Here is a 22,767-nt window from a genome sequence, read left to right on the forward strand (position 1 = left end):
ACCAGATGGCACAGAAGATCATCCGCGTAGGCAACATCGAAATTGCCAACGACAAGCCAATGGTGCTGTTCGGTGGCATGAACGTGCTGGAAAGCCGCGACATGGCGATGCAGGTCTGCGAAGAGTACGTAAAGGTCACCGAAAAACTCGGTATCCCTTACGTGTTCAAGGCCAGTTTCGACAAGGCGAACCGTTCTTCTGTGACTTCTTACCGTGGCCCCGGCCTGGAAGAGGGCATGCGGATTTTCCAGGACATCAAGCAAGCCTTTGGTGTGCCGGTCATCACCGACGTCCACGAGCCAGATCAGGCCGCGGTCGTCGCTGAAGTCTGCGACATCATCCAGTTGCCGGCCTTCCTGTCGCGCCAGACCGACCTCGTGGTCGCGATGGCCAAGACCGGCGCGGTGATCAACATCAAGAAAGCCCAGTTCCTTGCGCCTCAGGAAATGAAACACATCCTGAACAAATGCGTGGAAGCCGGTAACGATCAGTTGATCCTCTGCGAGCGTGGTTCGAGCTTCGGCTACAACAACCTGGTCGTCGACATGCTTGGCTTCGGCATCATGAAGCAGTTCGAATACCCGGTGTTCTTCGACGTGACCCACGCGCTGCAAATGCCTGGCGGTCGCTCCGATTCAGCCGGCGGTCGTCGTGCCCAGGTCACCGACCTGGCCAAGGCCGGCATGAGCCAGTCGCTGGCCGGTCTGTTCCTCGAAGCGCACCCGGACCCGGACAACGCCAAATGCGACGGCCCTTGCGCCTTGCGTCTGGACAAACTGGAACCGTTCCTGGCCCAGCTCAAGGCACTGGACGAATTGGTTAAAAGTTTTCCGACAGTAGAAACCGCGTAACCCCCGATTCTCCGGTAAAGTACTGCACGGTTTAACGCTCAAGCCCTCGGGCTTGAGCCTTGTCGTCCGCAAGCCTGCCCCCTGTCTGTCACTTGCCGACGATAAAGATTTCCTTCAGCTGCGTCGTTTTCGTCAACTTTGGAGTGTTCACAACAATGGCAAAAATCGTCGACATCAAAGGTCGTGAAGTTCTCGACTCCCGTGGCAATCCCACTGTGGAAGCAGATGTGCTTCTCGATAACGGCATCATCGGCAGCGCTTGCGCGCCATCCGGTGCTTCCACTGGCTCGCGTGAAGCACTCGAGCTGCGTGATGGCGACAAGAGCCGTTACCTGGGCAAAGGCGTTCTGAAAGCCGTCGCCAACATCAATGGCCCGATCCGCGACCTGTTGCTGGGTGCAGACCCAAGCGACCAGAAAGCGCTGGATCACGCGATGATCAAGCTGGACGGCACCGAAAACAAAGCGACCCTGGGCGCCAACGCGATCCTCGCCGTTTCCCTGGCCGCGGCCAAGGCAGCCGCTCAGGACCAGGACCTGCCGCTGTACGCTCACATCGCCAACCTGAACGGCACCCCGGGTGTTTACTCGATGCCGGTTCCGATGATGAACATCATCAACGGTGGCGAGCACGCCGATAACAACGTCGACATCCAGGAATTCATGGTTCAGCCAGTTGGCGCCAAGTCTTTCTCGGAAGGTCTGCGCATGGGAACCGAGATTTTCCATCACCTCAAAGCTGTGCTGAAGGCTCGTGGCCTGAGCACTGCCGTTGGTGATGAAGGTGGTTTCGCGCCGAACCTGGCCTCCAACGAAGACGCTTTGAAAGTGATCTCCGAAGCCGTGGCCAACGCTGGTTACAAGCTGGGCACCGACGTGACCCTGGCCCTGGACTGCGCAGCCAGCGAATTCTACGAAGACGGCAAGTACAACCTGTCCGGCGAAGGCCAGGTGTTCACCGCTGAAGGTTTCGCCGATTACCTGAAAGGTCTGACCGAGCGTTACCCGATCATCTCCATCGAAGACGGTCTGGACGAGTCCGACTGGGCGGGCTGGAAAATCCTCACCGACAAAATCGGCGAGAAGACTCAGCTGGTGGGCGACGACCTGTTCGTAACCAACACCAAGATCCTGAAAGAAGGCATCGATAAAAAGATCGCCAACTCGATCCTGATCAAGTTCAACCAGATCGGCACCCTGACCGAAACCCTGGAAGCGATCCAGATGGCCAAGGCCGCTGGTTACACCGCCGTCATCTCGCACCGCTCCGGCGAAACCGAAGATTCGACCATTGCCGACCTGGCTGTGGGCACTGCGGCAGGCCAGATCAAGACCGGCTCCCTGTGCCGTTCCGACCGTGTTTCCAAGTACAACCAACTGCTGCGTATCGAAGAGCAGTTGAATGGCAAAGCCAAGTACAACGGCCGTAGCGAATTTCGCGGCTGATCGGTAGATGATAAAAAGACACCGGATTGTGTCGGAAAAATCGCAGCAGCGACGGATTTGCCACTAATCTGATGCCTTAAGAGCACAAGCCTGGTTCTTCCAGGCTTCGTGCTATCAGAAGCTTCAAAGTTATGGCATGGCTGTCTTTTTTCACTGGATACCTGATATTCGATGCGCAGTCCCAATTGGTTGTTTCTCGTCTTGCTCTTGCTGCTGGCCGGCCTGCAGTACCGCCTGTGGGTGGGTAATGGCAGTCTGGCGCAAGTGGCCGAGCTGAAGCAGCAGATTGCGGATCAACACGCCGAGAACGAGGCGTTGCTGGAACGCAATCGGGTGATGGACGCCGAAGTCAGCGAATTGAAAAAGGGCATGGAGACCGTTGAAGAACGGGCTCGTCATGAGTTGGGCATGGTCAAGGACGGTGAAACCCTTTACCAGTTGGCCCAATGATTAATTCGCTACCGGCCTTCTGGGCCGTGATTCCTGCCGCGGGCGTCGGTGCCCGTATGGCCGCGGACCGTCCCAAGCAATACTTGCAGCTGGGCGGGCGCACTATTCTCGAACACAGCCTCGGCTGTTTCCTCGATCATCCTGCCCTGAAGGGGTTGGTGGTCAGTCTTGCAGTCGACGATCCTTACTGGCCGAACCTGGCATGTGCTGCCGATCCGCGTATTCAGCGGGTCGAAGGTGGCGCCGAGCGCTCCGGGTCGGTACTCAATGCCTTGCTGCATCTGCATGCCCAAGGCGCTGACGATGAGGATTGGGTGTTGGTGCACGATGCCGCGCGCCCGAATCTGGCACGCGATGATCTCGATAAATTGCTCAGTGAACTGGCTGACGATCCGGTTGGCGGTCTATTGGCGGTGCCTGCGCGCGATACCCTCAAGCGGGTCGACAAGCATGGGCGCGTGCTGGAAACGGTGGATCGCAGCGTGATCTGGCAGGCCTATACGCCGCAAATGTTTCGCCTTGGCGCGTTGCATCGGGCATTGGCCGATAGTCTGGTGGCCGACGTTGTCATCACCGATGAAGCCTCGGCCATGGAATGGTCGGGCCAGGCGCCGCGCCTGATTGAAGGTCGATCCGATAACATCAAGGTCACTCGCCCCGAAGACCTTGAATGGTTGCGTCAGCGTTGGGCTAACCGCCGCTAAAAGATCGCAGCCTTCGGCAGCTCCTACGGGCGTACACATAACCTTGTAGGAGCTGCCGAAGGCTGCGATCTTTTGATCTTAAGTTCGATACTCCGGCCGTTCGGCCAACCCCTCCTTCAAGTAATCCACCAACTTGCGCACTTTCGGCGACAGATGCCGTTGCTGTGGGTAAAGCGCCCAAACCGCTGTGTTCGGCGGCTGATGGGCTTCCAGCAGCGAAATCAATTCGCCGTTTTTCAGGTATTCCAGCACGTAGTAATCCGGCAACTGACATAACCCAACCCCTTGTAGCGCGGCATCCAGCACCGCCTGCCCACTGTTGCAGCGCCAGTTTCCCTGTACTCGCTGGGAAAATTCCCGCCCGTTCTGTTCCAGTTGCCAGATGTCCGAGCTACCGATGAGGCAGTTATGGCGACTCAATTCCGACAAGCTGTGTGGGCGACCATACCGTTCCAGGTAGGACGGTGAGGCGCACAGGTACATGCGCCGTGGTGCCAGGCGCGTCGCGACCAGTCTGGAATCCTGCAAGCGGCCGAGGCGGATGGCCAGGTCCAGCCCTTCATGCACCAGATCGAGCGGGCGGTTGCTCAGCTCGATGTCGACGCGCAGTTGTGGATACAGCCCCATGAAGCGAGTCACCAGCGGCACGATGAATCGTTCGCCGTAGGCCACGGCACAGGTCATGCGCAGCATGCCCTTGGGTTCGCTGGTCAGGTCGCCGACAGCGCGCAAGGCTTCTTCGCGACCGTCCTGCAAACGCTGGCAATGTTGCAAAAAGGTTTGCCCGGCCTCGGTCAAGGTGACCCGGCGGGTGCTGCGATAGAGCAAACGGGTTTGCAGGCGCTCTTCCAGCCGTACGATTTGGCGACTGATATGAGAAGAAGACACCCCAAGGCGTTCGGCCGCGGCAGTGAATTGGCTGCACTCGGCCACGGCAACGAACTCATCGATGCCTTCCCAGCGGTTTTCGGACATCAGGATTATCCCTGTGTGGCAATAATGTTTTGCTTTTGTCCCGATTATTCATCGTAAGCCGCTGTATTACACTCGTTGTCTTGTTTTTATTCACTGGAGAGTCAGCATGATCAAGTCGCGCGCCGCCGTTGCCTTCGAGGCCAAGAAACCCCTCGAGATCGTTGAAGTCGATGTCGCCATGCCCAAGGCTGGGGAAGTTCTGCTGCGCGTCGTCGCCTCCGGTGTTTGCCATACCGATGCCTACACCCTCTCGGGCGCTGACCCGGAAGGTATCTTCCCGTCGATCCTGGGTCATGAAGGTGGCGCGGTGGTCGAAGCGATCGGCGAGGGCGTGACTTCGGTCGCGGTCGGCGACCATGTGATCCCGCTGTACACCCCGGAATGCGGCAAGTGCAAATTCTGTCTGTCGGGCAAAACCAACCTCTGCCAGGCAATTCGTGCGACTCAGGGTAAAGGCCTGATGCCGGATGGCACTTCTCGTTTTTCCTACAAGGGCGAAACGATTTTCCACTACATGGGCACCTCGACTTTCTCCGAGTACACCGTGCTGCCGGAAATCTCCGTCGCCAAAATTCCTAAAGAAGCACCCTTGGAAAAAGTCTGCCTGCTGGGTTGTGGCGTCACCACCGGCATCGGCGCGGTGATCAACACCGCCAAGGTCAAGCCGGGTGACACCGTCGCCATCTTCGGCTTGGGCGGCATCGGTCTGTCGGCGGTGATTGGCGCGGTCAAAGCCAAGGCAGGGCGGATCATCGCCATCGATATCAACCCGGCCAAGTTCGAGATCGCCAGGCAATTGGGCGCTACCGATTGTGTAAACCCGAAAGACTTCGATCGTCCGATTCAGGAAGTGATCGTTGACATGACCGATGGCGGTGTCGACTTTTCCTTCGAATGCATCGGAAACGTCCAGTTGATGCGTGCTGCACTTGAGTGCTGCCACAAGGGTTGGGGTGAGTCGGTGATCATCGGCGTGGCCGGTGCCGGTCAGGAAATCTCCACCCGTCCATTCCAACTGGTGACCGGTCGCGTCTGGCGCGGTTCGGCATTCGGTGGTGTGCGTGGGCGTACCGAGTTGCCGAGCTATGTCGAAATGGCCCAGACCGGCGAGATCCCGCTGGATACCTTTATCACCCACACCATGGGCCTGGAAGATATCAACAAGGCGTTTGACCTGATGCATGAAGGCAAAAGCATCCGTAGCGTCATCCATTTCTGAGGTCGGTCATGAGCCTGGAAAATATCTCCTGCCAGAAAAGCTTCGGTGGCTGGCACAAGCGCTATCGGCACCGCTCCGACGTGCTCGGTTGCGACATGGTGTTTGCCGTGTATCTGCCGCCGCAAGCGGAGCAGGGCGGTAAGCTGCCGGTGCTGTACTGGTTGTCCGGCCTGACCTGCACCGACGAGAACTTCATGCAAAAGGCCGGCGCCATGCGCATGGCCGCCGAGCTGGGGCTGATCATCGTCGCGCCGGACACCAGCCCGCGCGGTCCTGATGTTCCGGGTGATCCGGATGGCGCCTGGGACTTCGGTCTCGGTGCCGGGTTTTATCTGAATGCCACGCAGGAACCGTGGTCCCGCCACTATCGGATGCATGACTATGTCGTGCAGGAATTGCCGGCATTGGTCGAAGCGCATTTCCCGACATCGGACAAGCGTGGCATCAGCGGTCACTCCATGGGCGGCCACGGCGCGTTGGTCTGTGCGTTGCGCAATCCGGGGCGCTATCTGTCGGTGTCGGCGTTCTCGCCGATCAACAATCCGATGGATTGCCCTTGGGGCCAAAAAGCCTTTTCCCGTTACTTGGGAGAGGATCGTTCGAAGTGGCGCGAATGGGATGCCTGTGCATTGATTGCCGAGGCTGACGAGAAGCTGCCGCTGCTGGTCGATCAGGGGGATCGCGATGATTTCCTGGCCACTCAGCTCAAGCCTGAAGCCTTGCAACAGGCCGCCAAACTGGCGGGGCATCCGCTGACGTTGCGTCTGCAGCCGGGCTACGACCACAGTTATTTCTTCATCGCCAGCTTCATTGATGACCACTTGCAGCATCACGGACGCGCTCTAGGCCTCTAATGCAGGTAGAATCACGCCCTGACAACAATCGGGGCGTTTTTTTATGCGTATTGGCCACGGCTATGATGTGCACCGTTTCGCTGAAGGCGATTTCATCACTCTGGGCGGCGTGCGCATTGCACACGGCTTCGGGCTGCTCGCTCACTCCGACGGTGACGTCCTGCTGCACGCCTTGAGCGACGCGTTGCTCGGCGCTGCCGCGCTGGGTGATATCGGCAAGCATTTTCCGGACACCGACCCGCAATTCAAGGGCGCCGACAGCCGTGTGCTGTTGCGTCACGTTGTCGCGCTGATCCACGCCAAGGGCTGGAAAGTCGGCAACGTCGATAACACCATCGTCGCCCAGGCCCCGAAAATGGCCCCGCATATCGAATCGATGCGCGCGCTGATTGCCGCGGATCTTCAAGTTGAGTTGGATCAAGTGAACGTGAAAGCTACCACCACCGAAAAGCTTGGCTTTGTCGGTCGCGAAGAAGGCATTGCCGTGCACTCCGTTGCCTTGTTGCTGCGCGCATGAACGAGGCGCAATTGCTTGGCCCCCGGGCCTATGGTGAATCCCTGGGCAGCGCGGTACTGAAAGCCACGGCTGAAGATTTCCAGGTCGACGAAGTCCTTGATATTCCCCTGAGCGGCGATGGCGAACACCTGTGGATCTGGGTGGAAAAGCGCGGTCTGAATACTGAAGAAGCGGCACGGCGCATCGCCAAGGCGGCGGGTGTGCCGTTGCGCACCGTCAGCTATGCCGGCCTCAAGGACCGTCAGGCGCTGACTCGCCAGTGGTTCAGCGTGCAACTGCCGGGCAAGGCTGATCCTGATCTGTCGGCGGCGGAAAACGACACGTTGAAAATCCTCAAGACCGGTCGGCATAAACGCAAACTGCAACGCGGTGCCCACTCGGCCAACGGCTTCACCTTGCGCTTGACCCAGTTCGCCGGTGACAAGGCGGCCATCGAAGCGCGTCTGCAACTGATCGCCAAGCAAGGTATTCCCAATTATTTCGGCGCCCAGCGTTTCGGCTTTGACGGCGGTAACGTGGTCGATGCTCGTGCCTGGGCGGCGCGCAAGGCCCTGCCGGAGCAGCGCAACGTCCGTTCGCGTTTGCTCTCCACCGCGCGTAGTTTTCTGTTCAATCAAGTGTTGGCGGCGCGCGTCGCCGATGGCACCTGGCAGCGCGCGCAGGTGGGCGATCTGCTGGCGTTCACCGACAGCCGCAGTTTCTTCCCGGCGGGTGAAGCCGAATGCAGCGATCCTCGTCTGGCGATTCTCGACCTGCACCCGACCGGCCCGCAGTGGGGCAAAGGTGACTCGCCGACGTCAGGCGCAGTCCATGAACTGGAGCAGGCAATCGCCGCGCGCGAAGCGGATCTGCGCGATTGGTTGATTAACGCCGGAATGAGCCACGAACGTCGCATCCTGCGGCTGCCCATTGGCGGGTTGACGTGGCATTATCCCGAGCCTGACATTCTGCAACTGGAATTCGTCCTGCCGGCCGGATGCTTCGCCACCGTATTGGTGCGTGAACTCGTCGATCTGGTGCCGGTGGGGCAGACGGACAGCCCATGCGTATTCTGATTTCTAACGACGATGGGGTAACCGCACCCGGTCTCGCCGCGCTTTATGCTGCGCTGGCGGATTACACCGAATGCGTGGTTATCGCCCCGGACCAGGACAAAAGCGGCGCCAGCAGCTCGCTGACGCTCGACCGTCCGTTGCACCCGCAAACCCTGGCCAACGGCTTTATCAGCCTTAACGGCACACCCACCGACTGCGTGCACCTGGGCCTTAACGGCTTGCTGGAGCTTGAGCCGGACATGGTGGTTTCCGGCATCAACCTGGGGGCCAACCTGGGGGATGACGTGCTGTATTCCGGCACTGTGGCGGCGGCCCTCGAAGGGCGCTTCCTTGGGCGTCCTTCGTTTGCCTTTTCGTTCGTCTCACGGCAAGTAGAGAACCTTCCCACAGCCGCTTACTTTGCGCGCAAACTGGTAGAGGCTCACGCGGACCTTGATCTGCCACCGCGCACGGTACTGAACGTGAACATTCCCAACTTGCCGCTGGAGCACATCCGCGGTATCCAGCTGACCCGCCTCGGCCATCGCGCCCGCGCTGCGGCACCGATGAAAGTGGTCGACCCGCGGGGTAAATCCGGTTACTGGATCGCCGCGGCGGGGGACGCTGAAGATGGCGGCCCGGGTACCGATTTCCATGCGGTGATGCAAGGCTATGTTTCAATCACGCCACTGCAACTGGATCGCACCTTTAATGATGCCTTCAGAAGTCTCGATGGCTGGCTGGAGGGTCTGCGTTAATGGCTCGTGAACAAGATCATATTCTGCATCGCGGTATCGGGATGACCTCGCAACGGACCCGTGAGCGTCTGATTCAGCGCCTCTATGAAGAAGGAATCTCCAACGCCAAGGTGCTGGAAGTCATCCGCCGCACCCCGCGTCACCTGTTCGTCGATGAGGCGCTGGCTCATCGCGCCTATGAAGATACGGCGCTGCCGATCGGGCATAACCAGACCATCTCCCAGCCTTATATGGTGGCGCGCATGAGCGAGCTGCTGCTGGAGGCCGGTCCGTTGGACAAGGTGATGGAAATCGGCACCGGTTCGGGTTACCAGACGGCCGTGCTGTCGCAATTGGTCGAGCGGGTTTTTTCCGTGGAGCGCATCAAGGTTCTGCAGGACCGGGCCAAGGAGCGCCTGGTGGAACTGAACCTGCGCAACGTGGTATTTCGCTGGGGCGATGGTTGGGAAGGCTGGCCGGCATTGGCGCCTTACAACGGCATCATCGTCACCGCCGTGGCCACCGATGTGCCTCAGGCACTGCTCGATCAGTTGGCACCGGGTGGGCGACTGGTAATTCCGGTCGGCTCCGGTGAAGTTCAACAATTGATGTTGATCATCCGTGAGGAACAGGGCTTTTCCAGACGTGTTCTGGGGGCGGTGCGCTTTGTCCCATTGCTCAACGGGCCGTTGGCCTGAGCATTTGTTTCAGCGCGCTGAATTCTCTTCGAATGCCCGGGTCTTACAGCGGCATCGATTGGTTAAACGCAATTCATCTTCAGGCAGCAAACGTGTGCGCGAAGCGAATCCGCTTCATTAAAGTTAAAGCCTGTTCGGCCCGTTATACTTGCGACATTTCGTGCCGGAGCACGGCAATCCATATTTTCAGCCACCACAAAGGGAGCGGCGGGTGAGTCTCACAGTCATTGCGCAGCGAATGGGTATAACGAGCTTTCAGCGTCTGGTGACTGGCCTTGTCTTGAGTACCTTGCTGGTCGGATGTTCCAGCACCAAATCAGGTAGTGCGAGCGTCGTCGATCGCAACAACGCGGTCGCCCAGCGTCCGGCCGTGACCACCGGCCAATATGTTGTCCGACCCAAGGACACTTTGTTCTCCATCGCTTTTCGCTACGGCTGGGACTACAAAGCCCTCGCAGCACGGAACAACATTCCTACGCCTTATACGATCCATCCGGGTCAGACAATTCGCTTCGACGGTCGCAGCGGTTCAACGCCGACGGCGGTCGTGAGTTCGTCCAGTTCCTCGCCTTCGTCGTCGAGTAAAACCACCGTAATTCGGCGCCAGGCAAATGGCGCTACAAGCACTACAACAGTGCTTGCACCGTCCGTCGCCAACAAGCCGGCACCCGCTCCACTGCCTCCTGCCGGTCCGGCCCCGACGGGCTGGGGGTGGCCTTCTAATGGCATTCTGATTGGTAAATTCTCTTCAAACGGTAGTTTGAATAAAGGAATTGATATCGCCGGAGATTTGGGACAGCCTGTTTTAGCTGCGTCTGATGGGACGGTGGTATACGCCGGGAGTGGCTTAAGGGGCTACGGCGAATTAGTCATCATCAAACACAGCGATACCTACGTCAGTGCCTACGGACATAACCGCAGGCTGTTGGTTCGGGAGGGGCAGCAGGTCAAAGTCGGACAGACAATTGCCGAAATGGGGTCAACGGGTACAGACCGGGTGAAACTGCATTTTGAGATTCGCCGACAAGGTAAACCTGTAGATCCGCTGCAATTCCTGCCACGTCGTTGATTTGTTAGCCAGCCTGTTCCGTCACGTAGAGGGAACAGGCTCCAGCGTTGCCAGGGATCAAGGCGCCGCTTGAGCTTGAGGTCGAACTCACCAAAGGACTATAACAATGGCTCTCAGTAAAGAAGTGCCGGAGTTTGACATCGACGATGAGGTTCTCCTGATGGAGACCGGCATCGCCACGGATTCGATGTCGAATGATGAAGGGGATGCACCACCTTCCGTTCGTGCCAAATCCAAACACTCCGCTTCGCTTAAGCAACACAAGTACATCGATTACACACGGGCACTCGATGCCACTCAGCTGTACCTCAACGAAATCGGCTTTTCCCCATTGCTCTCCCCGGAGGAAGAAGTTCATTTTGCGCGCTTGTCGCAAAGTGGCGATCCGGCCGGGCGCAAGCGCATGATTGAAAGTAACCTGCGGCTGGTGGTGAAAATCGCCCGTCGTTACGTCAATCGTGGGCTGTCGCTGCTGGACCTGATCGAAGAGGGCAACCTCGGCTTGATCCGGGCAGTAGAAAAGTTCGATCCCGAACGCGGTTTCCGCTTTTCGACCTACGCCACCTGGTGGATTCGTCAGACCATCGAGCGCGCGATCATGAATCAGACCCGGACCATCCGGTTGCCGATCCATGTGGTCAAAGAGCTCAATGTGTACTTGCGGGCTGCACGGGAGCTGACTCAAAAGCTCGATCATGAACCCTCACCCGAAGAAATCGCCAACCTGCTGGAGAAACCGGTAGGCGAGGTCAAGCGCATGCTAGGCCTGAACGAGCGGGTTTCTTCGGTCGACGTCTCGCTGGGTCCGGATTCGGATAAAACCCTGCTGGACACCCTTACCGATGACCGCCCGACCGATCCGTGCGAACTGTTGCAGGACGACGACCTGTCACAGAGCATCGATCAGTGGCTCTCGGAGCTGACCGACAAGCAACGCGAGGTGGTCATTCGCCGCTTCGGCTTGCGAGGTCACGAGAGCAGCACGCTTGAAGACGTAGGCCTGGAAATCGGCTTGACCCGGGAGCGGGTCAGGCAAATTCAGGTTGAAGGCCTCAAGCGTCTTCGGGAGATTCTCGAGAAAAACGGCCTGTCGAGTGAGTCGCTGTTCCAATAAGCAATTCGCTCAACCGGTAACGAATAGCCCCGACTGGTTTGGGGCTTTTTGTTGTCCGGAATTTAAGAATTGCGTTGTTCTTTTGCACCACCTCAGGTTTGTAGTCTTGTTTTGTAAGTCTTTGCTTACTCTTTCGTAAGTGTTCGTTATTTTTACACCCTGGCAGTTGTCTATTTAACTTGCGGTATTCGTTTATATTATTGATTTATATGATTATTTTTTTAGATTAACAGCGTGTGACAGGTGATTTCAGCGACAGAGGCCGATTGCTCTTAATGGGGAATTCTCTAGTATCTGAACTGTGTCGACGGATAGACACGCCCTTCAAGGAAGAGGGGAACGGACATCGCAGGAAGCGATTCATCAGGACGATGAAAAGGAACACAAGGAATAGGGAAAAAATGTGGGCGGGTCATACCGCCCCTTTTTTTTGTCTGCAGAAAAGCAAAACATCAAGATCAAAAGATCGCAGCCTTCGGCAGCTCCTACACAAACCACGTACACCCGTGATTTCACGAGCATGCGCAATCTCTGTAGGAGCCGCCGAAGGCTGCGATCTTTTGATCTTTGGAAAAGCAAAAAGGCCCACAAGGGGCCTTTTCGAGAACACGGGGTAATCAGCGTTCGAGGTCTTTGATCTTGCCTTTGACGCCATCCCACTCTTCGGCATCGGGCAACGATTCTTTCTTCTCGGTGATGTTGGGCCAGATTTCCGCCAGCTCAACGTTCAGCTGAATGAACTCCTGCATATCTTCCGGAACTTCATCTTCGGAGAAGATGGCCACGGCAGGGCATTCTGGTTCGCACAGTGCGCAGTCGATGCACTCATCCGGGTGAATCACCAGGAAGTTCGGGCCTTCGTAAAAGCAGTCCACCGGACAGACTTCTACGCAGTCGGTGTACTTGCACTTGATGCAGTTGTCGGTGACGACGAAGGTCATTTCTAATTTTCTCCTCAGGCGGCGGCAGCGGAGCCCCTTCACGTTGGGGTCGCCAGGTTTGGGAGCGATAGTCTGCAGGTCAGGCTATTGGCCTGCAGCATCCCAAACCGCGCGAGATTCTAACAGCTTGCAGGCAAGTGCGTTAGATCCGTGTCTTTAGTGTATAGAGCATTTCGAGCGCACGACGCGGTGATATGTCGTCCAGATCAAGTTTGGCCAGTTCGTCCAGCACCGGGTGCGGCAAGCTGGCGAACATGTCGCTCTGCTGCGGCGTGACCGGTTTGCCTTTGGCCGGCTTCGCAACCTCATGAGGCAGCGCTGTGGATTCCAGTCGGCTCAGATGCTCGCGAGCCCGCACGATCACTTCGCTTGGTACACCGGCCAACTGCGCAACCGCCAGGCCATAGCTCTGGCTGGCAGGCCCAGGCAGCACGTGGTGCAGGAACACGATGCGTTCGTTGTGTTCGGTGGCATTGAGGTGCACGTTGGCCACCAGTGGCTGGGCTTCCGGCAGCACTGTCAGCTCGAAATAGTGGGTGGCGAACAGGGTGTAGGCCCGCAGGTGCGCGAGACGCTCAGCCGCCGCCCAGGCCAAGGACAGACCGTCGAAGGTGCTGGTGCCGCGACCGACTTCGTCCATCAGCACCAGGCTGCGTTCGGTGGCGTTGTGCAGGATGTTTGCGGTTTCGCTCATTTCAACCATGAAGGTCGAACGCCCGCCCGCCAAGTCATCGCTGGAACCGATTCGGGTGAAGATTCGGTCTACCAAGGACAATTCGCAACTGGCCGCCGGCACGAAACTGCCGATATGCGCCAGTAGCACGATCAATGCGGTCTGACGCATGTAGGTGGATTTACCGCCCATGTTCGGACCGGTGATCACCAGCATGCGGGTATTGTCGTCAAGGCTCAGGTCATTGGCCACGAACGGCGTAGTGAGTACTTGCTCGACCACCGGGTGACGACCCTGGGTGATGCGCATGCACGGCTCGCTGACGAAGCGTGGGCAGTTCAGGTCCAGATTCAGTGCGCGCTCGGCGAGGTTGCTCAGCACATCCAGCTCGGCCAAGGCAGCGGCCGTGTCTTGCAAGGGCGGCAACTGGGCGATCAGGTCTTCGAGCAACGCTTCGTAGAGCATCTTTTCGCGAGCCAGGGCACGACTCTTGGCGGACAGCGCCTTGTCTTCGAAGGCCTTCAGTTCCGGTGTGATGAAGCGCTCGGCACCTTTGAGGGTCTGCCGGCGAATATAGTCCGCGGGCGCCGATTCGGCCTGCTTGCTCGGCAACTCGATGAAGTATCCGTGAATCCGGTTGTAGCCGACCTTAAGGTGCGACAGGCCGGTGCGGGCCTTTTCACGCGCTTCGAGATCGATCAGGAACTGCCCGGCGTTTTCGCTGAGCGATTGCAGTTCGTCGAGTTCGCTGTCGTAACCGGTTTTCAACACGCCGCCGTCACGGATGACGGCGGGCGGGTTATCGATAATGGCTTTTTCCAGCAATGCCGCCAGTTCCGGATAGGTGCTGGTGGTCGCCGCCAATTGAATGATGTGCGGGGCTTCAAGCTCGGCCATCGCCACTTGCAACTCTGGCAGTGCACCGAGGGCGTCGCGAAGGCGCGCCAAGTCACGAGGACGGGCATTGCGCAGGCCGATCCGCGCCAGAATCCGCTCGATGTCACCGATTTCCTTGAGCTGCGGTTGCAGCTTTTCGAAACGGTAACCGTCGAGCAGGCAGGTGATCGAGCTCTGACGTGCCAGCAATACGGTCAGATCCCGCAGCGGGCGGTTCAGCCAGCGAGTCAGCAAGCGGCTGCCCATGGCGGTCTGGCAACGGTCGACCACTGATTGCAAGGTGTTGTCGCGACCGCCGGCCAGGTTGGTGTCCAGTTCCAGGTTGCGACGGCTCGCGCCGTCCAGCACCACGGTGTCGTCCAGGCGTTCATGACGCAGGCTGCGCAAATGCGGCAGGGCGGTGCGCTGGGTTTCCTTGGCGTAGCTGAGCAGGCAACCGGCGGCGCCGATCGCCAGGGTCAGGTTCTCGCAGCCGAAACCTTTCAGGTCCTGGGTGGAAAACTGCTGGCAAAGACTTTTCAGTGCCGAGTCACGTTCAAAATCCCACGGCGCACGGCGACGAACCCCACGACGTTTTTCCGCCGGCAGGTCTTTCGGCCAGTCGTCCGGGATCATCAGCTCTACCGGGTTGACCCGCTCCAGTTCCGCCAGCAGGTTTTCCCAGCCCTTGATCTCCAGCACGGTGAAGTTGCCGCTGGTGATGTCCAGCACCGCCAGCCCGAACAGACGCTCGTCGCCCAGCACCGCTGCGATCAGGTTGTCCCGGCGCTCATCCAGCAGCGCTTCATCGCTGACTGTGCCTGGGGTGATGATCCGCACCACCTGACGATCCACCGGGCCTTTGCTGGTGGCCGGGTCGCCGACCTGCTCACAAATCACCACCGACTCGCCGAGCTTCACCAGTTTCGCCAGGTAACCTTCCGCGGCGTGGTAAGGAATCCCGCACATCGGAATCGCCTGCCCCGCCGATTGCCCACGAGCCGTCAAAGTGATGTCCAGCAACTTGGCGGCCTTCTTCGCGTCTTCATAGAAGATCTCGTAGAAGTCACCCATGCGGTAGAACATCAGCTGGTCGGGGTGCTGGTTTTTCAGGCGCCAGTACTGCTGCATCATCGGCGTGTGGGAGGACAGATCGGAGAGGGCTTTATTCATCGGATATAGGCAAATTCGTTGAAAGGTGTGGGGCAAAAGGAGGGCATCGGCCCGGCTTTTCCGCGATGGGCGCAAGGTTAACATGGGCGGTCCGACCTACGCAGGCATGAAAGCACCAAGGCGCATTTCTGCTGGCTATGCATGATCTATGCAAATCAGCATTTGTCTTCCGAAAAAAGATCAAGCACTATGCGCGTTATGCAAAAACGCAACGTTTCTACCGTCTTAAGAGCACTGCTCGATCAGCACGGGATCTCCCCCACGGAGCTTCACCGTCGCACCGGCGTGCCTCAATCCACTCTCTCGCGGATCCTCAGCGGGAAGATCGTCGATCCTTCGGATAAACATATTTCGAAGATTGCCGAATACTTCGCCGTGAGCACCGATCAGTTGCGTGGCCGTGCGGATGTCTCGTCCGCCGCCAACGCGGGGCGCGATGAGTCGCATTCGGAACTCAAGGACATAAGCCTGTGGGACGACGATACGCCCGTCGATGACGACGAGGTGTCAGTCCCCTTTCTTCGCGAGGTTGAATTGGCTGCTGGATCAGGAAGATTCGTCATCGAAGAGAGCGAGCGCTCTAGCCTGCGCTTCGGCAAGCGCAGCCTGCGCCATAACGGCGTGCAGTTCGATCAGGCCAAATGCGTGACCGTGCGCGGCAACAGTATGTTGCCGGTGCTGCGCGATGGCGCCACGGTCGGGGTGAATGCCGGTAAATGCGGGATTGGCGACATCGTCGACGGTGACCTGTACGCCATCAACCACAACGGCCAGTTGCGGGTGAAACAGCTTTATCGCCTGCCGACAGGGATTCGCCTGCGCAGCTTCAACCGCGATGAGCATCCGGACGAGGACTACAGCTTCCAGGAAATCCAGGAAGAGCAGATCGTCATCCTCGGTCACGTCTTCTGGTGGGGCATGTACGCCCGTTAACCTCACCGCTGTCAGATAAAACCCGCTGCCCGGCGGGTTTTTTTTCGCCTATCAAAAAACCGCCAACGCCTTTGCTTGCGGGGCTTCCATGCGCCTGTGCATTTCTAGTGCATAAATAAATGCATTCATGCATTGACTGTATATGCATCCATGCATATTCTTTGTCTCAAGCCGCCCGACAAGGCGGCTCGAAACGAAGCTCTTTAGTTCCATCACAAAGGCAGCGATGAACCGGCCTCAACGGTTCAGAGGGTTGGCAACTGACCCGGGTGTGCAGCGTAAAGCACCAGAAGCAGTTATCCGGCGGGCAGGGACCGCGGTCGGAAAAACAATTTGAATGGACTCGTACCGCGCCAGTAGCGCCGAAAGGTCAGCTTCCTTTTTTGAACACAGGATTAAAGGAAGGCGAAGGACCGCATTACTGAAAAGCCTGGCCATGCCGGGCTTTTTGGAATGCCTACCTCAAGAGGCATCGCTTGATCCCAACACACATCACTCATCAATCACCCCCAGGAGGCGTGACATGACAAACGAGCAACAAGCGTTGCTGGACATGCCGATCTGGCTGGTCATCGTTCTCGCCCTGGTGGGCGGGGTGTCCGGCGAAATGTGGCGCGCCGACAAAGAGGGCGCCCGTGGCTGGTCGCTGCTGCGGCGCCTGGCGCTGCGCTCCGGGGCCTGCATGATCTGCGGGGTCTCGGCCATCATGCTGCTGTACGCCGCCGGTGTATCGATCTGGGCTGCTGGTGCCTTTGGCTGCCTGACGGCGATGGCCGGGGCGGACGTGGCCATCGGGCTTTACGAACGCTGGGCCGCCAAGCGGATTGGCGTTTGCGAAGTGCCACCGCGTGATTCTCGCCCCGATCAGCAGTGAACCAGCATCGCTGATCTTCGCGTTGCTATAGGAACAGGAGGCCATTAATGCCCGCCGTCATCGAAAGACCGTCGCAGCTGTTTTCCGCCATTGCCGAGACGTTGCGCATCACCATTGCCGGCTTGAATGTCGGGAGTCATCAAGACTTCGACGGCACCGGCGATCAACCCTGGGTGCTGATCGCCATCGAGCGTGATGCGCCGGGCAATCGTGCCAACGACGGACGTATCGCTCATGTCCTGACGATTTCCTTGCAAGTCGTATTGCCCGGCACAGGCACAGGATTGGCGGCTTGCGACCTGGCCAGCGAATTGAAAAACCTGGTCGCTGACAACCGCTGGAATCTGTCGGGCGACCAATGTGATTTGCCCATGAACATTGATGGCATCCCATCCACGTTCACGAGCGAGACACGGGAGTACACCGCCTGGACCGTTTCATTTACCCAATCGCTGTACTTCGGCCAGACGCTGCTCGACGACCCGCTGGGCATTCCGAAATTCGCCCGCACCTGGGAGGTGTCGAACATCGACGACCCGGATCAATACACCGCACTCGAGGCCTGACCCATGTTTGATGCGCTTTTACGTATGCAACTGGGCCCGATCATCGAGCGTCTGGCCGAGATGGAAGCCGAGCTTGAAGACCTTCACCGACGTGCCGAGAGTTTCTGTCGCATCGGCGTTTGTCAGGAGGTCGATGCGACCAGCAACACCTGCAAGGTCAGTCATGGGGAGCTGCTTACTCCGGCAATCAGGTTTTTCAATCCGAGTGCCGGCGCACAGAGCGAGTCGCGGATCCCCTCCGTGGGCGAGCAGTGTCTGTTGCTGAACCATGGCGGCGGTGAGGGCGGCGGGCAGTCGGTCGCGTTGTTCGGCCTCAACGGCGGTCAGTTCCCGCCCGTCTCGACACGGGCCTCGCTGACGCGGCGCCTCTATCAGGACGGCACGGAAAACGGTTACGACGACGCCAGTCATGTTCTGCACTGGAAAAACGGCCCGGCGGCGTTTACCGGTTCTCGCGAAACGCTTGAATTGAGCATCGGCCCGGCGAGGCTGGCGATGACGCTTGAGGCCATCGAATTGCAACTGGGCGCCGTCGGCCTGCGGCTCGACGCTTCCGGTGTGCATCTGAGCGGCCCGTTGGTGGATCACCAGGGCCGCGTCATCAGTACTGCATAAAGAGCTTCCCATGATCGGAATCGATAGAAACACCGGCGCGACGGTCGACGACTGGCTGCAGTTTGTGCAGCGCGCCACCCGGGCACTGACTACGCCTTTGGGCACTCGCCAGAAGCGTCCTTTATATGGCTGCGCACTCACTGAGTTGCTGGGGCAGAACCTCGGCGACGACTTGCTGATTCTTGCCCAAAGCCATGCGGCCCAAGCGTTTTACAACCAGTACAACGGCATCGACGATTTCGAGCCACAAGTCATTGTCGCCAGTCGCCGCGGTGCCGGGCTGCTGCTGCGTTTCGCCGGCACCTGGAAAAATCGCCAACAGACTTTCGAGGTAATGGCATGAGCATGTTGATCCCCGGCCAGAACCAGTTGGCTGAACCGGCAATCGTCACGATCGAAGCGTTCGAGGATTTGCTCGCAGAGTTCAAAACCTTCGTCGTCGAGTACGTCGGCGCCCGTTCCCCCGAGAGTGCGGCCAAGCTTATGGTCAGCCTGGAAAACGAAAGCGAGTTGTTGACCATGGCCCTTGAGGCGTTCTGTGTACGGCTGCAAATCCACGAGCGTAAATACAACGCCCGTATCAAGCAGATGCTGGCGTGGTGGGCCACCGGGACCAATCTCGATGCGCGCCTCGCGGACATGGGGCTAGAACGTCAGATGCTCGATCCGGGCGACCCGGCGGCGTTCCCGCCGATCAATCCGGTTTACGAGAGCGATGACGACGCCCGGTTGCGTTATTACCTGGCGCCGCATGCCCCGGCGGCGGGCTCTCGCATGCAGTATCGACGCGAGATCTTCACCCTTGGCGAACGGCCTGCCGTGAAGGTGGAAACCGCCGCGGCGGGTGTGGTGACGGTCACTTACACCTTCGACCCGGACGGCTATGCCGCGCAGGTCAAGGACGGCAACGGTCGCCGGACCGCGCCCGGCGAAGTCACGGTCACGGTGCTTTCCCGGGAGGGCGATGGCACACCACCCGAAGCGCTGCTCGACGGTGTTCGCCAGCATTTCGCCCGGCCTGATGTACGACCGGAAACGGATCTCGTCATCGTGCAGGCCGCGCGAATCAAGAACTACAAAATCCGGGTCGTGGCCAAGATCAACGCAGGTCCCGATTCGGGGCTGACCAAGGTTGCCGCGCAACAGCACTTGCAGGCGTATGCCGATTCTTGTCACCGACTGGAAGGGCGGGTGGACCCGAGCTGGATCGACTACACGTTGCACAGTGCTGGTGCGGTTCAGTTGGAGATTCTTGAGCCGGTCGATCCGATTGTTACGACGGCCTTTGAGGCCCCGTATTGCACGGGCGTCGAGGTGGAGGTGGACACGTTATGAGTGAACAAACGCCTCGCCCAAGTCTGCTACCCGCCAACAGCTCACCCTTGGAAAAAGCCTTGGATCTCGGTTTCGGCACGTTGCTCGATCGCATCGCACCGCCGTTCCCCGAACTGATGAACCCGACTGCAACGCCCTTGGCGTTCTTGCCGTATCTCGCCGCGGATCGTGGGGTCAGTGAGTGGAGCTCCGAGGCGGCCGAGGCTGAAAAGCGTTTGACGGTAGAACTCGCCTGGCCCACCGCACGGCAGGCCGGGACTCGAAAAGCGCTGGAGAACGCGGCCAAAGGTTTGCAATTGATGCCTGAGGTGCGCGCCTGGTATGAGCAAACACCGCCAGGCCAGCCTTACAGCTTTTCCGTCAGGGCCTTTACCGAACAGCCTTACAGCGAAGAAATCGACGCCCGTCTCGACCGTCGCCTGGCCGATGCCAAAAGCGAACGGGACACCTTGTCGGTGTCCGTCGGCTTGAGTGCGTTCGGCAATCACGTCATCGGCGCCGTCACTGTGTGCGGCGAGCTGACCACGGTTTATCCGATTGTCATCGAAGGGCTTGAAGCCTCGGGCCAGGCCTTCATGGCCGCCGGGCTCTACACCGTCGAAACCTCCACTATTTATCCACAGGGGTCCTAAATGGCCGACTATTACACCCTGCTCACCAATGCGGGGATCGCCTACGAAACTGCCTGCAAGGCGGCGGGCGTGCCGATCAAACTGTCGCAGATTTCCGTCGGTGATGGCGGCGGCGCGGTTTACAACCCGGCCGCCACTGCCACGGCGCTCAAACGTGAAGTGTGGCGCGGGCCACTCAATGCGCTGTTCCAGGATGAGAAAAACCCGAGCTGGTTGCTGGCCGAGGTGACCATCCCGCCTGACGTCGGTGGCTGGTATGTGCGTGAGGCTGGAATCTGGACTGATACCGGCATTCTGTATGCCATCGTCAAGTATCCGGAGTCCTTCAAACCGGTGTTGGCGACTTCGGGGTCGGGGAAAGAGTTCTACATTCGTTCGATTTTCGAGACCAGTAATGCGGCGTTGGTGACGTTGTTGATCGATGACACCGTGGTTAAGGCAACGCGGGCGTGGGTGATGAGTTACCTCGCCGAAGAACTCGGCAAACTCGATGGCAAGCAATCGGTGCGGGTCGCCGCCACCGCTAACGTGGTGTTGAGCGGGGCTCAGCAGATTGATGGTATTGCAGTGGTGGCGGGGGATCGGGCGTTGTTGCCGAACCAGACGCTGGCCAAGGACAACGGCCTGTGGGTGGTTACCAATGGCGACTGGATGCGGGTGAGCGATGCCAACACCAGTGCGAAAGTTACTCCAGCCCTGACTGTGATGGTCGAAGAGGGCACGGTGAATGGTGATTCGCTATGGCATCTGACCACCAATGGGCCGATAACCCTGGGCACGACGGCGCTGACGTTTGAGATGTTGGCGGGGCGGACGGGGATTCAGCCGGGGACTTATAAGAGTCTGACTGTGGATAAGTACGGTCGGGCAACCGGCGGTTCGAACCCTGAAACGCTGGCCGGGTTCGGTATCAAGGACTCGTACACCAAGGCGCAAATCGAGGCGATGATTGCCGAGGCTTCGGCGCTGCCGGTCGGTGCGATGGTGCCGTTTCCTTTGGATAAGATCCCGCCGGGGTTTCTTGAAATTGATGGCAGTGTGAAGAGCATTGCGGTCTATCCGGATCTGGCGGCTTTTTTGGGTACAGCCTTCAATAAGGGAGATGAGGGAGCCGGTAACTTCCGTCTACCGGAGTCTCGCGGCGAATTTTTGCGCGGTTGGGATCATGGGCGCGGCGTCGATGCCGGTCGTGCAATCGGCAGTTGGCAGGCTGATGACAACAAGGCGCACACCCACACCACCACGCGCATGCCAGCCTTTGGTAATGCGGCAGGTACTCAGGCGAGCAGTGTCGCCATCGACAATGGCACTACCGCGCCGAATCTGCAATTTGGCGGTGGTATCAACAGTTCCGGCGGAACTGAGGCGCGACCACGCAACTTGGCGGTCATGTGGTGCATCAAGGCCTGGAACGCGCCGATCAATCAGGGAAATATTGATATCGCCGCGCTGGCCGCCCTTGCCGCTCAAGCGACTGAACTGAATCAAGGCACGGCCAAGGTGGCAACGCAGGCGCTTGTCGATGCAGGCGTTGACGACATGACTATTGTCACTCCGAAGAAAATGCGCTGGGGCTTTTCAATGCTGAAGGCCTTGAACGGTTACATCGTTTTTCCGAGTTGGCTGGGCGGCTTTGTTATCCAATGGGGACGGGCCAGTGGCACGGGCGGTACCGACATTACCGTTACCTATCCAATTGCTTTCCCCAACGCGTTGCTTGTGACCGTTGCAACCCTCAATTACACGGTGGGGTCAGCAGTGAATGGGTATGTCGACGTTTCCAGTCTCTCGAACACGGCAAACTTTCAGGCCAAGCACACCTTTGGGGGACTCACAAGTTTCAATTGGTTAGCCGTTGGCATCTGAGGTAAATCTATGAAATACGCAGTGTTTAACGATGACTCGACCCTGAAGACTTGTCTTGTTGGTGGGGTGCATCAAATTCCAGATTCAGCCATTGAAATCGACGACAGTCTATTTTTACGACTCACCCAAGAAAGGGACGGGGTTTGGGCTTTGATTTCAGGCGAGGTGGTCAAGCAGGCGTTGCCTGATGTTGTTCCGGACTATGCGCAGTTGGTTGCCATTGAGCGCTACAAGCGTGAGGCGACCGGCGTCAATGTTGACGGTTTGCTGATCGAGACGACGCGCGACAGCCAGGCGCTTATCGCCAGTACAGGGTTGTCTGCCGTCCTCGATCCTGAGTATCGCTGCAACTTCAAGACGGTGGTCGGGTTCGTCGAGATCGGTGCCGCGCAAATTATCGCTATCGCAAAGGCTATTCGGGCGCATGTCCAAGCTTGTTTCGATCGTGAGCGGGAGCTGTTGCTCGCGATTGAGGCGGGCGAGTACAGCGACGAAATGCTCGCGGAGGGTTGGCCGGACTCACTATCACCGCCTGAGCCTGAGCTCGTAGAGCCCCAATAAACGCCCCGCACAGCCGGGGCGTTTTCTTATCCACCAAACACCCAACAACACCCGA

General features: G+C 58.6%; 24 protein-coding genes. 21 read left to right on the forward strand and 3 right to left on the reverse strand.

Annotated elements, in window-relative coordinates:
• Positions 1-5 precede the first annotated feature (5 nt).
• The 4 genes from kdsA to ispD all read left to right on the forward strand — a co-directional run bounded on the left by kdsA (position 6) and on the right by ispD (position 3,450).
• Positions 6-851, forward strand: a complete 846-nt coding sequence (kdsA, locus tag ACZ89R_RS23865) for a 3-deoxy-8-phosphooctulonate synthase (RefSeq protein WP_008072675.1) — start codon at positions 6-8, stop codon at positions 849-851.
• 155 nt (positions 852-1,006) lie between these two features.
• On the forward strand, positions 1,007-2,296 hold the full coding sequence (eno, locus tag ACZ89R_RS23870; RefSeq protein ID WP_007907175.1) for a phosphopyruvate hydratase: 1,290 nt from the start codon (positions 1,007-1,009) through the stop codon (positions 2,294-2,296).
• A gap of 171 nt (positions 2,297-2,467) precedes the next feature.
• Entirely contained in the window at positions 2,468-2,746 is a 279-nt protein-coding gene (gene ftsB, locus ACZ89R_RS23875; protein WP_007907178.1) for a cell division protein FtsB, read from the forward strand.
• Entirely contained in the window at positions 2,743-3,450 is a 708-nt protein-coding gene (ispD, locus tag ACZ89R_RS23880; protein WP_429544391.1) for a 2-C-methyl-D-erythritol 4-phosphate cytidylyltransferase, read from the forward strand. Before ftsB ends, ispD begins: the two co-directional genes overlap by 4 nt.
• A 78-nt stretch (positions 3,451-3,528) precedes the next feature.
• Here the strand turns inward: ispD and ACZ89R_RS23885 are convergent, their stop codons facing one another.
• Positions 3,529-4,425 carry a LysR substrate-binding domain-containing protein gene (locus tag ACZ89R_RS23885; protein WP_030127975.1) on the reverse strand — a complete coding sequence of 299 codons (897 nt, stop codon included), beginning with the start codon at positions 4,423-4,425 and terminating at the stop codon, positions 3,529-3,531.
• A 106-nt stretch (positions 4,426-4,531) separates the two neighbouring features.
• Here ACZ89R_RS23885 and ACZ89R_RS23890 point away from each other — a divergent pair, with 106 nt between their 5' ends.
• From ACZ89R_RS23890 to rpoS, 8 genes are all read left to right on the forward strand, one after another.
• A complete protein-coding gene (locus ACZ89R_RS23890; protein WP_018927002.1) occupies positions 4,532-5,644 on the forward strand; it encodes an S-(hydroxymethyl)glutathione dehydrogenase/class III alcohol dehydrogenase in 1,113 nt (370 codons plus the stop codon).
• An 8-nt stretch (positions 5,645-5,652) separates the two neighbouring features.
• A complete protein-coding gene (gene fghA, locus ACZ89R_RS23895; protein ID WP_192344223.1) occupies positions 5,653-6,498 on the forward strand; it encodes an S-formylglutathione hydrolase in 846 nt (281 codons plus the stop codon).
• A gap of 43 nt (positions 6,499-6,541) precedes the next feature.
• Positions 6,542-7,015 (forward strand): 2-C-methyl-D-erythritol 2,4-cyclodiphosphate synthase, encoded by a 474-nt coding sequence (gene ispF / locus ACZ89R_RS23900; RefSeq protein ID WP_007907189.1) that lies wholly within the window; start codon positions 6,542-6,544, stop codon positions 7,013-7,015.
• Entirely contained in the window at positions 7,012-8,070 is a 1,059-nt protein-coding gene (truD, locus tag ACZ89R_RS23905; protein ID WP_218398417.1) for a tRNA pseudouridine(13) synthase TruD, read from the forward strand. The genes ispF and truD overlap by 4 nt, the downstream gene beginning before the upstream one ends.
• Complete coding sequence (surE, locus tag ACZ89R_RS23910; protein WP_123501180.1) at positions 8,058-8,807, forward strand: 5'/3'-nucleotidase SurE; 750 nt, start codon at positions 8,058-8,060, stop codon at positions 8,805-8,807. The genes truD and surE overlap by 13 nt, the downstream gene beginning before the upstream one ends.
• Before the next feature lie 41 nt (positions 8,808-8,848).
• Positions 8,849-9,484 carry a protein-L-isoaspartate(D-aspartate) O-methyltransferase gene (locus ACZ89R_RS23915; RefSeq protein ID WP_177318845.1) on the forward strand — a complete coding sequence of 212 codons (636 nt, stop codon included), beginning with the start codon at positions 8,849-8,851 and terminating at the stop codon, positions 9,482-9,484.
• Positions 9,485-9,695: 211 nt separating this feature from the next.
• Positions 9,696-10,553: a peptidoglycan DD-metalloendopeptidase family protein gene (locus ACZ89R_RS23920; RefSeq protein ID WP_429544390.1), complete on the forward strand. Its 858-nt coding sequence runs from the start codon at positions 9,696-9,698 to the stop codon at positions 10,551-10,553.
• Positions 10,554-10,659: 106 nt separating this feature from the next.
• A complete protein-coding gene (rpoS, locus tag ACZ89R_RS23925; protein WP_008072688.1) occupies positions 10,660-11,667 on the forward strand; it encodes an RNA polymerase sigma factor RpoS in 1,008 nt (335 codons plus the stop codon).
• 617 nt (positions 11,668-12,284) lie between these two features.
• On the opposite strand, the gene fdxA is transcribed toward rpoS, so the two are convergent.
• Together fdxA and mutS are read right to left on the reverse strand one after the other, a co-directional pair.
• Positions 12,285-12,608 (reverse strand): ferredoxin FdxA, encoded by a 324-nt coding sequence (gene fdxA / locus ACZ89R_RS23930; protein WP_003222178.1) that lies wholly within the window; start codon positions 12,606-12,608, stop codon positions 12,285-12,287.
• 142 nt (positions 12,609-12,750) lie between these two features.
• On the reverse strand, positions 12,751-15,330 hold the full coding sequence (gene mutS, locus ACZ89R_RS23935; protein WP_429544389.1) for a DNA mismatch repair protein MutS: 2,580 nt from the start codon (positions 15,328-15,330) through the stop codon (positions 12,751-12,753).
• A 198-nt stretch (positions 15,331-15,528) separates the two neighbouring features.
• On the opposite strand from mutS, the gene ACZ89R_RS23940 reads away from it, so the two are divergent.
• The 9 genes from ACZ89R_RS23940 to ACZ89R_RS23980 all read left to right on the forward strand — a co-directional run bounded on the left by ACZ89R_RS23940 (position 15,529) and on the right by ACZ89R_RS23980 (position 22,712).
• The gene (locus ACZ89R_RS23940; RefSeq protein ID WP_429547815.1) at positions 15,529-16,263 is read left to right on the forward strand and encodes an XRE family transcriptional regulator; all 735 of its coding nucleotides are present in this window, start codon (positions 15,529-15,531) and stop codon (positions 16,261-16,263) included.
• A gap of 523 nt (positions 16,264-16,786) precedes the next feature.
• Complete coding sequence (locus ACZ89R_RS23945) at positions 16,787-17,137, forward strand: phage holin family protein (protein ID WP_008010200.1); 351 nt, start codon at positions 16,787-16,789, stop codon at positions 17,135-17,137.
• Positions 17,138-17,184: 47 nt separating this feature from the next.
• Positions 17,185-17,703, forward strand: coding sequence for a hypothetical protein (locus ACZ89R_RS23950; protein ID WP_429544388.1), 519 nt, complete (start codon positions 17,185-17,187; stop codon positions 17,701-17,703).
• 3 nt (positions 17,704-17,706) lie between these two features.
• Positions 17,707-18,318: a phage baseplate assembly protein V gene (locus ACZ89R_RS23955; RefSeq protein WP_429544387.1), complete on the forward strand. Its 612-nt coding sequence runs from the start codon at positions 17,707-17,709 to the stop codon at positions 18,316-18,318.
• Positions 18,319-18,328: 10 nt separating this feature from the next.
• A complete protein-coding gene (locus ACZ89R_RS23960; protein ID WP_008010194.1) occupies positions 18,329-18,661 on the forward strand; it encodes a hypothetical protein in 333 nt (110 codons plus the stop codon).
• Positions 18,658-19,653 (forward strand): baseplate J/gp47 family protein, encoded by a 996-nt coding sequence (locus ACZ89R_RS23965; protein WP_429544386.1) that lies wholly within the window; start codon positions 18,658-18,660, stop codon positions 19,651-19,653. The genes ACZ89R_RS23960 and ACZ89R_RS23965 overlap by 4 nt, the downstream gene beginning before the upstream one ends.
• Positions 19,650-20,285, forward strand: a complete 636-nt coding sequence (locus ACZ89R_RS23970) for a phage tail protein I (RefSeq protein WP_429544385.1) — start codon at positions 19,650-19,652, stop codon at positions 20,283-20,285. Before ACZ89R_RS23965 ends, ACZ89R_RS23970 begins: the two co-directional genes overlap by 4 nt.
• Positions 20,286-22,151: a phage tail-collar fiber domain-containing protein gene (locus tag ACZ89R_RS23975; protein WP_429544384.1), complete on the forward strand. Its 1,866-nt coding sequence runs from the start codon at positions 20,286-20,288 to the stop codon at positions 22,149-22,151.
• Between the two features lie 9 nt (positions 22,152-22,160).
• Complete coding sequence (locus ACZ89R_RS23980) at positions 22,161-22,712, forward strand: DUF4376 domain-containing protein (protein ID WP_429544383.1); 552 nt, start codon at positions 22,161-22,163, stop codon at positions 22,710-22,712.
• The last annotated feature ends 55 nt before the right edge of the window (positions 22,713-22,767 follow it).

This window comes from Pseudomonas sp. TE3728, assembly GCF_056279145.1.

What these genes read in the sequence shown, in the direction of transcription:
- surE (WP_123501180.1), top strand. Translation starts at nt 8,058, where the DNA reads ATGCGTATTCTGATTTCTAACGACGATGGGGTAACCGCACCCGGTCTC.
- ACZ89R_RS23955 (WP_429544387.1), top strand. Translation starts at nt 17,707, where the DNA reads ATGTTTGATGCGCTTTTACGTATGCAACTGGGCCCGATCATCGAGCGT.
- truD (WP_218398417.1), top strand. Translation starts at nt 7,012, where the DNA reads ATGAACGAGGCGCAATTGCTTGGCCCCCGGGCCTATGGTGAATCCCTG.
- ACZ89R_RS23975 (WP_429544384.1), top strand. Translation starts at nt 20,286, where the DNA reads ATGGCCGACTATTACACCCTGCTCACCAATGCGGGGATCGCCTACGAA.
- rpoS (WP_008072688.1), top strand. Translation starts at nt 10,660, where the DNA reads ATGGCTCTCAGTAAAGAAGTGCCGGAGTTTGACATCGACGATGAGGTT.
- eno (WP_007907175.1), top strand. Translation starts at nt 1,007, where the DNA reads ATGGCAAAAATCGTCGACATCAAAGGTCGTGAAGTTCTCGACTCCCGT.
- ACZ89R_RS23940 (WP_429547815.1), top strand. Translation starts at nt 15,529, where the DNA reads ATGCAAAAACGCAACGTTTCTACCGTCTTAAGAGCACTGCTCGATCAG.
- fghA (WP_192344223.1), top strand. Translation starts at nt 5,653, where the DNA reads ATGAGCCTGGAAAATATCTCCTGCCAGAAAAGCTTCGGTGGCTGGCAC.
- ACZ89R_RS23970 (WP_429544385.1), top strand. Translation starts at nt 19,650, where the DNA reads ATGAGTGAACAAACGCCTCGCCCAAGTCTGCTACCCGCCAACAGCTCA.
- ACZ89R_RS23915 (WP_177318845.1), top strand. Translation starts at nt 8,849, where the DNA reads ATGACCTCGCAACGGACCCGTGAGCGTCTGATTCAGCGCCTCTATGAA.
- fdxA (WP_003222178.1), bottom strand. Translation starts at nt 12,608, where the DNA reads ATGACCTTCGTCGTCACCGACAACTGCATCAAGTGCAAGTACACCGAC.
- ACZ89R_RS23965 (WP_429544386.1), top strand. Translation starts at nt 18,658, where the DNA reads ATGAGCATGTTGATCCCCGGCCAGAACCAGTTGGCTGAACCGGCAATC.
- ftsB (WP_007907178.1), top strand. Translation starts at nt 2,468, where the DNA reads ATGCGCAGTCCCAATTGGTTGTTTCTCGTCTTGCTCTTGCTGCTGGCC.
- mutS (WP_429544389.1), bottom strand. Translation starts at nt 15,330, where the DNA reads ATGAATAAAGCCCTCTCCGATCTGTCCTCCCACACGCCGATGATGCAG.
- ACZ89R_RS23945 (WP_008010200.1), top strand. Translation starts at nt 16,787, where the DNA reads ATGACAAACGAGCAACAAGCGTTGCTGGACATGCCGATCTGGCTGGTC.
- ACZ89R_RS23890 (WP_018927002.1), top strand. Translation starts at nt 4,532, where the DNA reads ATGATCAAGTCGCGCGCCGCCGTTGCCTTCGAGGCCAAGAAACCCCTC.
- ACZ89R_RS23960 (WP_008010194.1), top strand. Translation starts at nt 18,329, where the DNA reads ATGATCGGAATCGATAGAAACACCGGCGCGACGGTCGACGACTGGCTG.
- ACZ89R_RS23885 (WP_030127975.1), bottom strand. Translation starts at nt 4,425, where the DNA reads ATGTCCGAAAACCGCTGGGAAGGCATCGATGAGTTCGTTGCCGTGGCC.
- ACZ89R_RS23980 (WP_429544383.1), top strand. Translation starts at nt 22,161, where the DNA reads ATGAAATACGCAGTGTTTAACGATGACTCGACCCTGAAGACTTGTCTT.
- ispD (WP_429544391.1), top strand. Translation starts at nt 2,743, where the DNA reads ATGATTAATTCGCTACCGGCCTTCTGGGCCGTGATTCCTGCCGCGGGC.
- ispF (WP_007907189.1), top strand. Translation starts at nt 6,542, where the DNA reads ATGCGTATTGGCCACGGCTATGATGTGCACCGTTTCGCTGAAGGCGAT.
- ACZ89R_RS23950 (WP_429544388.1), top strand. Translation starts at nt 17,185, where the DNA reads ATGCCCGCCGTCATCGAAAGACCGTCGCAGCTGTTTTCCGCCATTGCC.
- kdsA (WP_008072675.1), top strand. Translation starts at nt 6, where the DNA reads ATGGCACAGAAGATCATCCGCGTAGGCAACATCGAAATTGCCAACGAC.